Below are 13,928 nucleotides of genomic sequence, written 5' to 3' on the forward strand. Positions count from 1 at the left end.
CGCGCATTCTGCGCGACACAGTAGCGACAAGCCATCTGTCAAAGCGAGTAAAAACGTAGCCAATTGAAACCCGCTCAGAGTTAGCATATAGTGACAAAAAAGGACGTTGTTACGCACGGATATTATCTTGTTATTTCGGCAATCCCACCCCTGCAGTATTTTAGGCCTCGACGAAGCTAATTCATGGCATCTGTTAATCGATGAAACTGGTTCGCATTTTAGCGTCAAGGCTAGGAGTATGCCCTCATCGAGCCATGAAATTGGTAAAGTCGTTGGGCTATTGGTACCCGAATCCATTCAGTTGCCGGCATTACAAGCGGGCTTCCATGCAACCCAAAGCGACCCTGCGTACGTTCATAACGTTGTTAACCAATTAATACAACGACAGGTTGGTGTAATTGGTGCGACCGTAAAAAACGAAGAACTTGAAGGGTACAGCTGGATCAACACCATTGAGTTGCTTACGCGATGGGTACTTACCTTGCTACCCGCAAGTGGTGCGCCGGTGACCGTTAAGGTTTTTATTGAGCAACGCGCCCCCTATGCCGCTGGCGCAGATTTAAGTGCGCTGGCAGAAACATTGCAAAATCAACTGCGTTTACTTTCTCCGGAACGCCTCGGACAGTTAAAACTCTCCTTAGCAATGATCAAAAAAACAGGGCATCCTTACAATGGTTATGTCGATAGTCTTGCTTACCTTTGGGGCAGCCCCAAACCCGTCAATAAGCGTTTTTTGTTATCGTCAGGATTAGCAGAGCAATGCTTAATAGAAGCGGATTCGCACCGTTTTGAACGGCTGTTTCTGGCTCTGAATCACCAGCAAAAACTCGAACCTGTAGACTGGTATGCGATGGCAGCTATCGAACCTGAGTCTATGTCCCATACAGCATTAGGTGAATGTTTGCGGCAACTAGGTCAACGATGCCAAGAGGATGAGTCGCGTTGGTTGCAGTACTTATCTTACAGTCGGCGTGAACAGCAGCAAAAACAGTATTATCCGCATGATCTCTATTATGCCTGTCAGTGGTTAGAGGAATATGTGCCAGCGACATTGGCACCAATAGCAAAATTGCAATTACTGAGTATTCAGTTGGCAGCGGCAAATCATATGGGCAGAGTAGAGTCTGCTTTGGCAAAGCAAGCCGAAGCGCTGGCGCGTCAGTTGCTAGAAGAAAACGCGCAATTGTGCTGCGAAGTCGCGCTGCGGATTATTGTTACGTATTGCAATGCGTTCGAATTTGAAAAAGCACAAGCGGTGGTCAATCATTGGTTAAAAGTGCCCAAACTTGCTATTGGTACAGAAAACCATGCAAAGCTCCTATCCAGCGCCGGACAAGTCATGGCGTTTTTAGGCGATGCCGCTGCCAATGACTATTTTGAGCAAAGTCTTTCCCATTTCGCTAAGTTGAATGACAAGCGTCAACTTCAGAAACAGTCGCAACAAACACGGCATTATCAAGCACTGTGGCTAATGGACTACGTACCGCACACAGATGCAGCAGTTAGCGCGCTAGAGCAAGCCTTAGGGGTTGAGTCTGCGGCAAGTTTACGTGGTTTAGCCACGCGGTTTGCCCGCGGCGAGGCAGCCGACCGTTTTGGGCATTACTTATTATTACGCGCCTGTGTCAAGGTGCCGAAAAAATTTGAAGCGGTCGTCCGTGCTTATTGGTCACAAAAACAAAATTGGCAGGTCGGCACCGGTCATCCGTGGGCATTGATTAACTTTTATCGTGCGTTGATTTTATGGCAATCACCCTTGCAAAAAACAACAGACGAGTCACTTAGTTGGGCGAATCAAGCATTAAAAAACGCTAAGCTGCAATCACAAGGTAGAACCTTGCATACTATCGCAAACGCAATAGATGCAGTCATTCAAAAAATGCAGTCATCAACGCCATCATCTTACCCGGTTGAGCAAATCGTAAGTGAAATCAGTGCTACATTGCCGTTCAATTTTCATTAATAGGTATACGAATGAGCTCATTAATTTTTAAACAGTTTATTGGTGACCGCAATCGCGGTGATTTGATTTGGACCCACCCGAGTCAAAAACAATTTCTGTTGCTTGACGGCGTGTCCTCATCCCTGCCCGAAAAAGCGGTAAAACTCTGTGAGCAATGGCTAAGTGCGCAGCCCAAAAGCCGTTTGCTTCGTTCGGAACAGATCATTGAAGAACTTAATCAACTGTTGTTTAAAAACGGTGCTCAAGCTGTATTTTGTTTGGCGACAGTAAAAAAAACTAACGAGGTTGTTGCTGATATCGTAGGCAATATTCGCGTTTACGCCTTAAAACGTTACAAAAACGCCGAGTCCTTGCGCGAGCAAGATATGATTCATCCAACCCACGTTTTAGGGCAATGCTCACTACCTACCCCGGCGAGGTTACGCTTACCATTAGATAGTTACGATCAGAAGTACCTGCTATGCACCGATGGTCTATCGCACCGAAAAATTTTAGACAGCGGATTAAAAATTAGTCATATCGAGCAAAACGTAAAGGCCAATCTTGATGCCCTAAAAGAAGAGGACGATTGGGGAGCGGTCGTGTTTCCTATTGATGATACGACGACACCGATCGACGACGAATTAATCGATGAGGTGCTCATTGGCGACCCGTCCAACGATATAGCGGAGCATCAAGTCCACCAACTAATAGCCAAAGAAATTAACGAAAGCACTGCGTTAAGTGGCGCAAAACTGGTTCGAAACCCTTTTTTTAAAAGTAAAAACTCATCACGCGAAGTCGATGCACTATTGATTTGCCCGCTGGGCTTATTTTTTATCGAAATAAAAGGTCACGAGGGCGATATCGACCTTTATGTTGATTCCAGTGACCGAAAGTCGATGCTGCTATGGGATAAGACGACCACGCCGCCGACCGTAACGCGTGATGCAAACCCAGTGACGAAAGGAATTGAGGCGATAAGAAGTTTTCAGCGCGATCTGGCTGATGCGGCGGGAAATCTGATACCAGAGGCAAGAAAAACTGTCGTAGTTTGTTTTACCTCTAGCCATGGTCAGGCAACGTGCATTGATGGCAACGAAACCCGACATTCGTTACCCTATCAATATGGTGAGGCCGTTGTTACCGATCTGCCAAACTTGGTAGAAGCGCTTTTGAAAAGAGCAAAAACCTGGGCCGGGAAACGACTCAAACCGCTACTGGATACTGAACAAATCCAACAGATCGCTGATCGTTTTTCATGCCAGCCCGGAAACGACTTTAATACCCCTCAATACTTGTTACCCGGCTTAAACATGGACTTGGACTGTGAACTTAGCGAGGAGTCCAGCGACTATTTTAAGATTTATAAAGCCGACCATTACGGAGATGAAGTTTGGGCCAAGCGTTACATTGATGATGCGTTTAAACGGCTCGATAACGGTGCCGCAGCGGCCCGCGTAGCCCGCGAAATACCGGTTTTACAACGTTTGGGGAGACATCGAGTTAACGGTATTCCTTATTATTACTGGCACTACCAAAATGGTAAAGACCTTATTATTTTTCTTGAGCCTGGCTACCCAACCACACTCATGGATTGGCTAACTAAAGAACCCAACCGAGCTGAACGTTTGGCAGTGATCAAGCAGTTGCTGGCAACGTTAACGCGAATCAGCCAATTTACCGCGCCACCGATTATATTACGCTCTATTAACCCCAAAAACATTCGTCTGTCACCGGCAAATGACGTGCAATTGATTAACTTTGAATTAGTGCAGGCAGATGATTTAAAAACATTACCGATTAATGCGCGCACCGGTTTTGATCGCGATTATCAAGCGACGGAAGTGCTTGATGCAAGCGCGTCGGTGTCGGTTAAAGCGGATGTTTTTAGCGCTGCCATGATTATTGCCTATGTGCTGGGTGGGTCGCCACGCGAAAAGGTAAGCTTGCAACAACGTCATGGCTTTGCAAGTTTGTTAGCCAAGTGGAATTTACCGGAAAAGGATGGAATCATATTAAAACAAGGCTTACACGAGAACCCACGACAACGCCCATCAATGAGTGAATTAAACGAGAGAGTCAGGCAATGGCAATGAACCACCAAGATATTGTTGTGAGCATGGGCCTTGCGCAGCTAGAGCTGTTAACGACAGTTTATGAGAACACCGCCGCCGGACGTAGCTTATTTCATGTACGCCACAAAATCACACAAAACCACTATGCACTAAAAGTATTTGATAAAACGCTGATTAACAAAAAGCAGCTAGCGGCGGAAATTATAGCGTTGAATCGGTTGCCGTTTGGCAGCGTGCCGCATGTGCATAGCTGGGACGAGTCCGGCACGCATGTCGGCCTGTTGTTGGACTGGATTGAAGGGCAGTCATTTGCACAACGGTTTAAGCAACCGCCCGCTGATCAGTATCAGATAAAACAGCGCATCGGCGCATTAATAAAAGCCGGTTGGCGGTTACAACCCATGCATAGTCAAAAACTTTATCACCGTGACATCAAACCCGACAATTTAATTTTAACCGGTGACAAACCCCATGATGCGGTTTATGTCATTGATTTGGGTAGTGCCTCTCAAAAGCGTCAGGCCGAAGAGGGAACCCCCGGATTTCGCGCACCCGAACAGTATGTATCAAGACAACAGTCTGTGACTGATAAAACTGATGTTTTTGGGCTGGCTCAGAGCCTCTGGTTTTTGTTAGCAAACGAATCGGCGGAACTTAGTGTTAATGCCGACTACAGCGATTGGGATTATCCTGACTATCCGCTGTTACCAACCTTTACACCACAAGCACGACAACTGTTCGAGCTGCTAGAGCAAGCGACACAATTTAATCCCAGACAGCGTCCCTCACTAACGCATTTTTTGGGTCGGTTAAAGTCGTTAAACAGAGGGTAGTGCTGTTATGGATATTACAATCGACACAGCCGTACCATTTTGGCAACAGGATTTGGTCGTTGATTATGGCCAGCCTGTTGCCGTGTTGTTGACCGACAAACACGACTCAATGCACTTATCGACTGGTGTCGAGAAAACGCAAGTCGAGGTTGTTGCCTATTTGAAAGGCTTAACGCAAGGGATCGTTTCTTGTGTTAAATATCCCGATGGCAAGCATATTGCCTATTTTTTGGTGGGGGATTATGTCTTAGAACTTTATGTCGACGACACGCCTAAGGACCAGAAAAAGTTTCGCTATAAAAGACTTCGACTGATAAGCCATGATGACCGCCGTAAGGGATTACGCAATGGTATCGTGATTAACTTTGATGGCATCAGAATTTTTAACGGCTCTGAATATCGTCGAGCCTTTGAAAAATCGACAGCGGGTAAGGCTAAGTCGAGTGCTGCTGTCGACAAGTTACTTGACTTACTTAGGGTGTCACTGATTGAGCGAGCCGGCGATCTCAGGCACGCAAATGCCACGCAAGAAACGAATATCAAGCTCAGTGATGCGAAGTATAACGCATTAGATTGTTTGCAGCGTTTTGTCGATACCGAATATGATCTCGAGTGTTTGGCTCAACAGCTAGAACCGCCGTTTTTTTATCAGCATATAAAAGCCAGTACGGTAAAACAGACCTACCGCCAATTTTACGACCTCACGTTGGTGGAGAGCGATTACGACAGAGTCCTTAAAGTACAACCCAAATTACTATCTGTTGCCAGCGATGATGGTACTTCGGAAGAAATTAAAATGGAGGTGGTCGAATTAGAAGTTTGCTCAGGTAAACCGGTGATCCAAGTAAGTATTGAACGACAGGTCAGCGCCAGACAAATTCCTGCAAAAGGCGATCTAAAGTTAATGGCGCTGCCGACTTTACACAAAATTCGTAGCGAGATTATCGAACAACTGCAGTCTGGTGAAACCAAGAATCCATGGTTATTGTCTTTACTGGCGAAGGAATACGAACCGCCGGCTTTTACGGCTAAGCCAATAACTGTTGATAGCGACGAATTTCCGCCGACCGATTCTCAGCAAGCTGCGATTGATGCAGGCGCTGCGACGCCAGACTATTCCTTGGTGTTGGGACCACCGGGAACGGGCAAAACAACGGTAATTTTAGAGTGGGTACGCCATTTTGTCAGCCAAGGACAGCGGGTGTTGGTCACGTCGCAAAACAACAAAGCGGTAGATAACGTGTTAGAGCGACTGGCCGATGAACCTGAGTTTGAATGTTTGCGCATTGGTAACGAAACGAAGGTGAGCTCATCGCTGCATGATATTCTGTTAGATAACAAAGCCACTGACTTACAGAATAAACTTTTTGAGAACAGCAAAGCGCTTACGGCCCATCTTGATACGGCGCAATCATTTTTAGAGTATCTAGACGAATATCAAGACTATGTAAAAGACAGTATTAGCAAGCTTGACGAGGCCAAGCAGCTCGAAGCCAGCTTAACCACAACGCTAGCAACACAAAAAAGCCAACTTGATGTGCTAGCGAGTGAGGAAAATAAGCTGGTAGAGCAACTGCAGTTAAGCCAGCAACAAAAACAACAACGTGAAACGCAGCGGCCGGCATTGTTGACTGAGTTGTTAACGCTGGGTTGGCACCGTTATCAATTACGCAGGCTGCGTAAGCGGATTAATGAAATACAACAGTTACTCGCAGCAAAACGGCAGCAATGTAAACAGCTAGCAAGCGAGCTGGAAAACAGCCAAGAGCGACTCAACGATACCCGGCAAAGTAGCGCCCGTTTTGCTAATCGTGTGCAGACAATCGAAGCAAAACACCCCGGCGATTATCGAGCGTATTTTCAGTTGCCAGAGTTGCGTTCGTTAATGAGTGGCAAATTAGCGACGTATTGCGACAGGGTAAGCCGTATTCAAACGACATTGAAAGACTGGTTTGATGATATCCACAGCCGCAGGCGACAAAGTTTATACCCGTTATTGCTAGAGCACGTTAATGTCGTGGGGGCAACCTGTATCGGTATCAACACTAAAGAGATGTTCCGCAACATAGACTTCGACGTGGTCATCGTCGACGAAGCCGGACAAATTCAAGTACATAATTTGATGGTACCTTTATCACGCAGCAAAAAAGCGATTCTGGTGGGCGACCACAAACAAATTCGGCCCGTGGTACAACCTGAAATTACCGAGGAATTGCAAGAAAGAGGAAGTGACCCGCACGAGTTACAACTGTATGAGCGCAGTTGGTTCGAATTGCTCTGGGAACAATCACCGACGTCGCGTAAGTTTATGCTCGATACACAGTTTCGTTGCCCCAGCGAAATTAGTGATTTTGTATCGCAGGCATTTTACGATAACAAGTACTATGCGGGAGCAAATAAACTGAACTGCAAACCGCTATTGAGTTTTTGTTCTTCGCCGATTATCTGGTTGGATACTGCAGAGGTTAAAAATAATCATGAAGAGCGCAACCAAGGTCAGTTTGTTGGCAACCGCTCCGAAACCAATATCATCGTCGAGGTCTGCCGGCGCGCGATCGAGGAAATGCCGGAGCTAATCGAGCAACGAGAACTTGGTATAATCGTGCCCTATCGAAAGCACTTGCAACAGATCCAGAAGCGCATAAAAAAGTTACAGAAAACTAACGAATTTCCTGAGTTATCCATGCCGTTAGATGAACTTGTCGCATCGGTCGATAGTTTTCAAGGGCAAGAGCGCGAGCTGATTATTTTTGCCTGCTCTCGTTCTAACAAACACGGTAATGTTGGTTTTTTAAAAGCGTGGCAGCGCCTCAACGTAGCCCTTACGCGAGCTAAAAAGCAAGTGGTCATGGTCGGCAACACGGATACTATGACTCGCCTACCGAAAAGCGCTGCCGCTCGCGGCGATCGCGACTTTAAACAGGCGATGCAACTCTTGGTAAAGCAACTAAATGCGCGTAATGCGATTCTACCCGGCTTTCGTTTTTTTCCTAAAAAAGCGTCACCAAACAATAAACCGCGGGAGTAGCGTGTAAGATGTCGCAGGATATAATGAAACACGAAGAGCTGGCTTACGAACAGCTCGAGCGATTTGGTAAACAAATGCTGTTCTATAACAAAATGTTGTTACCTGTACTGTCGCTACAAGTTTGCGTTGAAGAGGTTGCGCGCGATCAGTTTGACAGCGCTGATGGCGTGTTACTGAATCTTATCCACACAGGTATCGACACGGCTGAAGCCTTAGCGCATTTTTCGGGGCTTGCGCTTAGAAATATTCATAGCAAACTCAGCGAACTCTTTGCCTTGGGCTTTTTACAACATCGACAGGATAATAAAGTGACCCTGACAGAACTCGGTCAGCGGAGCTTAAACCGCGGCCGTGCTATTAGGCATGTCAGTAGAGGCTTGCTTTATTGTGCTGTGACAGAACAGTTGTTACCAAGGGAGTCCTATAATAAACGCCTTGTTACCACGGAACAGCTCACTGCCGATGATCTTAAGTTCACGCTGGTAGCCGGCGAGCAACAGCGGGTTAGTCTGGCACAGCTGAGTGGGATAAACAGCTTAGATTATGCCAGCAAAAAGCGCCTTAACCTACCGGATGAGGTTGAGCAGTTGGTAGCGATAGAAGATTATACCGCGGGATTTATTCCAATACAGTTACTGGTTGCAGGCAACCAGCAAATGCACAAAGCCTGGATGCAATTCGGCTCCTGCTTTTTAGACCTTCCGTTGAATAGAGTCCCTCAACTGAGTTCGATGCGCAATAAACGCAATGCTATTCAAGGCGTGATAGACGCATTAAAACAAGACGGTGTTATCGCAGACAGTAATGTGGACGATAGCAACTCGGGAGTTATTCGATTAACGGCCAGACAAGTTAGTAAGCGTTGGTTAGGCGCTACCTCAGCATCGTATTTACCGAATATTATTCGTTGCGAGTCAGAATATGTGAAGCCACGGCCGTTTTATCGCTATCCGGTTAGTGCTAAAGATCGCCTTAACGGCAATGCCTTGATCATCGATCTGTCGCAATTAGATGAGAAAATACAGCGCCAAGCGTTAGCATTAAGTAAGTTTTATAAAAAGAAAGCTTATTTTTTTAACTTGCCAAGAAAAGAGCGGCCGGAGCGCACGCTGCCAGCTTATTTAGCCACAATAGAAAATTACAAGCGACAAGAGTTATTAACGATTGCGAGTGAACTCGGTATAAAACCGATACGAAAGTGGTTGCAACAAGCCAATTCAGCCAATGATGGAGACTAACACCAATGACCTTAAGTCGTTTATCGTTAACCGCTATTTTGCCATTAGAGTTAGCAGTAAAGCAGCGTAAGGAGCTGTTAAAGCGTTACCCATGGCAGCACTGGACAAAGGGGTTGGACGATAACAGCGTAACCGATCAACGACGCTTTTATAATCGCTCAACGGTTGACTTATTTAGACCGCTGCAAGCAGGTCGTTGGCGGCTCACTATGGATCAAGCATTAGGTGGACCTTTATCGCTAGCAGCTAATAGTAAGGTTAAATTACAGTCGCTGACTTTGGTTCAGTTGGACCAGCGGCTGCTCGTTTATTTAAATATTAGCGCCGAGGAAGTCGCCGCCGATGAAGTGTACGAGTTGCAGCGGCAAATCGTTAGTTTTTTTCCAAAAAACCAACACATCCAGCTGCCTCACTGGCAATATGGTAAACAGAGCAAACCGTTGCAAGAATGGTTAGAGCAACTATTTGAGCTACGTTTTTGTCATGATAACCAGTATGTCGATGACTGGTTTGGGCATGAGCTACCTTATTGTTTGCAGCTTGAGAATGCCAACGGCAAAAGACTGAATGACCAATTGATAAACTTGGCGGCCGGGGCGCAACCGTCTAAACCCGGTTACCGGCTGGCGGATGGCGAGTTTAAGCGTTTATCGGATAGTTGCTTTTCGGTGTGGGAGGATTGGCAAGCGTTACAAGCATATCATCGATTAATTTTTATCAGTGAAAAGGGTTCTGCTGCGTTGAATATGAACCTGCAACAATTGCAATATTATGTGGACCTGTTTGCTCTCGGGTTGGTGCAACGACTTGCGCTGGATGGATTTCAGCAGCAGTTTACCGGTGCAACTAAAAAAGAGTTTAAACAATTAACGACAAAAATTAATCGGTTTAGACAGACGTTTAATATTACTCAGGTATGTAGTTATCCGTTAGCGCAACGGCTGTATGATTATTTTGTGCAACGTTTGCAGTTAAGGGAATTAGAGGGGCGTGTGTTTAAAGAGATCGAATACCACCATCAAGAGCAGCAGCGGGAGCAAGCTGGCCGTTTTAATATTATGTTGTTCAGTATTTCGGTGGTAGCAGCCCTGATCTTGCCATTGGAGGCGTTGTCAACGCTATTATCGTTGCCAGAGGCGCAGCGAACCGGTGATTTTTGGTGGAGTGTTGGCGCGGGCAGCTTGGCCATTTTGCTTATTATGGTGGCGCCCGTTATTGTACGCCGCAAACTATAACGTGCGGGATAAAGCAGGTCGCGCATTTTGCGCGACATCGGCTTGTTATGTAATACTAACGAAAAGATGTTAAAGGGAAGTTAAATATGTCTTGGTCGTTTAATTCAATCCTTGCTGGTAGCCTACTGGTAACCTCTGCGCTAACTGTCGCGCAGCAGCCATCGAACCAACTGCACGTCGGTGAGCCGGTGGTGTTTACGCAATCTTTGGCAGAAAAAATTGACCCGCAAAACGACTTACTCAAAATTAGAGTTGGCGAACAGAGTCAGCCACATAAAGGTTTTTACTCGCTGGAGAGAAAGACCGAATCTGGACAGACCGTTAACGCCGGTTATATTCAGCTCAGCGATAATAAAAAGCTCACGGTACTGAATATGCCGAACGGTAAATCGGTGCAAATCGTCGAAAAAGATGGTGATACAATAATACGCGAGTTAGTGACAGCACTCCCGAGTAAGCCATTAAAACCAGCGACTCAGCGGCAACCTAAACTGAATGCACCGCCATTAAAGATATCTCCTCAACCGCTGTCAAATATCGTTAGTGAACAAAACACTACAAGTTCTCAGCAAGTGGAGGTGCCGACCGTCGACGTGCTGTGGATCATGGATCCGCGTTTACCCGCCTTTGCTAATAGTGAGGGCTATGACTTTGAACTCACGTTTGCTAACCGCAAAGACGTTAGCCAACAAATCTATGCCAACTCCGGCCCCTCGTATCAGTTTGCCGACGTGGGTTTGTACGCGTTCCAATACAACGGTACGCTGAGTGGCTTCCCCGCTGAAACCAGCGGGGATGTTTTGGAGTGGTTGCAGACTGATCCCCGCATTAACTATCTTGCTGACTTACACGATGCTGATGTCATTCATTACCTTGGCGCGACTGACTCCCAAATCTGCGGTAAAGCGACATTAGCGAGTAACTTAAACGAGCAAAACCAACTCCAGCATGTATTTGGAAACAATGCCGTTGGGTATTCACGCATTGCCTGCCCTGGTTCGACAGTTGCACATGAATTAGGTCATAATCTGTCGCTACGTCACGACCGCTCAACCATAGAAGAGGATGGCGGCTCAACCGTTGATTATAAAATTAACTATGGCTTTATTACCGAGGACGCCAGCGCTTACACCACCATGGCATATGGTACAAGTTGCGCCAACCTTGAAGGCGAATGCAACGCTGCCGAACAGTTTTCTGATCCAGACAAGCTATTAAATGGCGTCGCGTTGGGTAAAACTGAAGCCGAGATTGATGCAGCGAACGGGGTGCGGGCGTTGTCGCAGGTAACGCCGTCAATGGCACTAATGGCAAAGGCCTCGGATCTGCAGTCGCTACAAATCGATTTAGTCGACGATAGTAACGCTGTTGTGTCCTGGCTCGCCCAAGCGGGGGCAAGTGAGTACTACTTGATTAACAATTTTGATTTTTGTACTTTTAGCGTGCTGAGGGGCGATGATATTAGCGATGCCACCGTCACGCAACAAACCGAAGCGTTAGTTGGAATTAGCGGCGGCTTAGGCCTTTGCGTAGTAGCTAAAATAGAGTTTGCTGATGGCAGCAGCGGTTATCAGGCAGTCGGCCAGGCACGCTTAAATACGCTGACTAACGGTGAGCAAGTCGAGGCTATCGTACCGCGAAATAATGTCATTGACCTGTTTACGATGAACGATTCAGCCGAGATTGAGTTAAATCTGACGGATACTGAAACAGTCAACAGCGATTTAGCGCTTGGCGTTTTATTAAGTGCTGATGATGAAGTTAATAACCAACAGCAGGCAATTAGCGATGCGTCACAATGGTTTAATTTTAGCGTTACCGGTAGTGGAGAAACACGGACGGCAACGATCACGCTAAAGGAACCACTGCCGGAAATTTTAGCTGCTATGAGCCCACAGGACGCGCGGGCTTTGATGCATTTACCACTGTCTATCGTGAACGCCCAAAAAAACAACTTTGCGGTAAGTGCCGATATATGGCTGGAACCCAAACCAGACATCACTCCGATTAGCGCCTATTTTAGTGATCAATACCGCTTAACAACTAACAGCAATGTTACCATTCGCTGGCAGTTAAATGACGTACCAGCCTCATTAACGCCGGTGATATCGCAAACCGGTTCGGTAACACTGCAGAATTCTACAACCACACAAACGCGCATCAATGGTGGCGACGATATTGAGATATTGATCAGTGGTGATGTGCCTGCAACCAACGAGCCTGGTGAATGGCAGGTGACTGCCGATTTTGACTCGTTAGTGCATCCTCCGATTAGCCAAGCACTGGCGGTTTCCGGGAGTAACACGCCGCCTTCTGTGGATGAGATTATTGTGGCGCCGGAAGAGCCGATAGCGGGCAACGAATTTGTACTGGAGTTCAAAATTAGCGACCTGGACAACGACATAAACGTGGCCTCAGCAATGTTGACCCGCGAGGTTAGTGCCGGTGAGGTAAAAGAATATCTTAATGATACGCTAACTAACACCTACTCGAGTTACACTATCGATGATTTGCAGGAGGCGGGCACTTATACGTTTACCTACAGTATTGAGGATATTGCCGGCAATATCACCACAGAGTTAGTCGAGGTTACTGTGGTGCCGCAGAATACGGCACCGGTTATCGAAAACATCGCCCTTAATAAAGGCGATTTGGAGGCAGGTGATTCGGTAACGCTCACAGTAACGGCCAGCGATGCTGAAACAGCAAGCAACGATTTAAGCTATGTTTGGGAACAGTTGCAGGGGCCGTCAGTTAGCTTAGCGGGTAATGATGGGGCTGATCTTACATTGAGTGATTTAGCACAGGGCGAATACACACTCGAGGCGACAGTGACGGATGAAGCGGGTATGAGCGCCTCAGCAACCACTAGCTTTACGGTGGCGGAGCAACCGGAAGAACCGCCGGCTGACGATGATACCGGCAATGAAGGCAACGATACGGCTGATTCAGAAGGTAGTAGCGGTGGCAGCAGTGGTTGGTTGTTTATGTTGCTGGCGCTCGGCGGATTTATTTTACGACGCAAATCCTAACTTGCGGCAAAGGCGCAAGTTACCGGGTGCGGTAGGTCGCGCATTTTGCGCGACACATTAGCGAAAACACACCAAAATATTGCTTGCAAAATGTCTGGAATAAGCGTAGCGTTAGGGTTAATCGACCGTAAAAGGTTCGATTGGCCAATCGATGAAAACCAAAACACATAGAGGTGTTTATTATGATGAAAAAGTTAGCAGCTGCAATCGCAGCAACCATGCTGGCTGCATCACCTGTTATGGCTGAACCTATGCCATTGCCCCAGGACGAAGGCGCAGGCGCCGGTTCTGGCTCAGGTGCTGGTAGTGGCGCAGGCGCAGGTGCTGGAGCTTCTGGCTCAGCAGCCGGTGCTGGCGCAGCCGGTGCAGCAGCAGGTGGTATTGGTGCGGGTGCTATCGCAGCCGGTGTAGCGGCAGCCGCCGTTGCAGCAGCCGCAGTAGCTGAAGCGAACGACGATGACGACATCGTTCCGCCGCCACCGCCACCGCCACCACCGGTAACAACCACAACCACAACCACAACCACTACGGGTGGTTAACGG

At 47.1% G+C, this 13,928-nt stretch carries 8 protein-coding genes; all 8 read left to right on the forward strand.

From position 1 onward, the window contains the following. The first annotated feature begins 238 nt into the window (after nt 1-238). The 8 genes from KZ771_RS14000 to KZ771_RS14035 all read left to right on the forward strand — a co-directional run bounded on the left by KZ771_RS14000 (nt 239) and on the right by KZ771_RS14035 (nt 13,925). The gene (locus KZ771_RS14000; protein WP_290653963.1) at nt 239-1,963 is read left to right on the forward strand and encodes a hypothetical protein; all 1,725 of its coding nucleotides are present in this window, start codon (nt 239-241) and stop codon (nt 1,961-1,963) included. An 11-nt stretch (nt 1,964-1,974) separates the two neighbouring features. Further along, nucleotides 1,975-4,041, forward strand: coding sequence for an NERD domain-containing protein (locus tag KZ771_RS14005; RefSeq protein ID WP_290653964.1), 2,067 nt, complete (start codon nt 1,975-1,977; stop codon nt 4,039-4,041). Further along, entirely contained in the window at nt 4,032-4,853 is an 822-nt protein-coding gene (locus KZ771_RS14010) for a protein kinase (RefSeq protein ID WP_290653965.1), read from the forward strand. The genes KZ771_RS14005 and KZ771_RS14010 overlap by 10 nt, the downstream gene beginning before the upstream one ends. 7 nt (nt 4,854-4,860) lie before the next feature. After that, the gene (locus KZ771_RS14015; protein ID WP_290653966.1) at nt 4,861-7,881 is read left to right on the forward strand and encodes an AAA domain-containing protein; all 3,021 of its coding nucleotides are present in this window, start codon (nt 4,861-4,863) and stop codon (nt 7,879-7,881) included. Nucleotides 7,882-7,889: 8 nt separating this feature from the next. Then, nucleotides 7,890-9,119: a hypothetical protein gene (locus KZ771_RS14020; RefSeq protein ID WP_290653967.1), complete on the forward strand. Its 1,230-nt coding sequence runs from the start codon at nt 7,890-7,892 to the stop codon at nt 9,117-9,119. 5 nt (nt 9,120-9,124) lie between these two features. Further along, complete coding sequence (locus KZ771_RS14025) at nt 9,125-10,354, forward strand: hypothetical protein (protein WP_290653968.1); 1,230 nt, start codon at nt 9,125-9,127, stop codon at nt 10,352-10,354. A gap of 86 nt (nt 10,355-10,440) precedes the next feature. Then, nucleotides 10,441-13,386 carry a zinc-dependent metalloprotease family protein gene (locus KZ771_RS14030; protein ID WP_290653969.1) on the forward strand — a complete coding sequence of 982 codons (2,946 nt, stop codon included), beginning with the start codon at nt 10,441-10,443 and terminating at the stop codon, nt 13,384-13,386. A 182-nt stretch (nt 13,387-13,568) separates the two neighbouring features. Next, a complete protein-coding gene (locus tag KZ771_RS14035; protein WP_290570990.1) occupies nt 13,569-13,925 on the forward strand; it encodes a hypothetical protein in 357 nt (118 codons plus the stop codon). Nucleotides 13,926-13,928: the final 3 nt, after the last annotated feature.

The sequence above is a fragment of the Idiomarina sp. genome, from assembly GCF_019431395.1.
Taxonomy (GTDB): Bacteria; Pseudomonadota; Gammaproteobacteria; order Enterobacterales; family Alteromonadaceae; genus Idiomarina.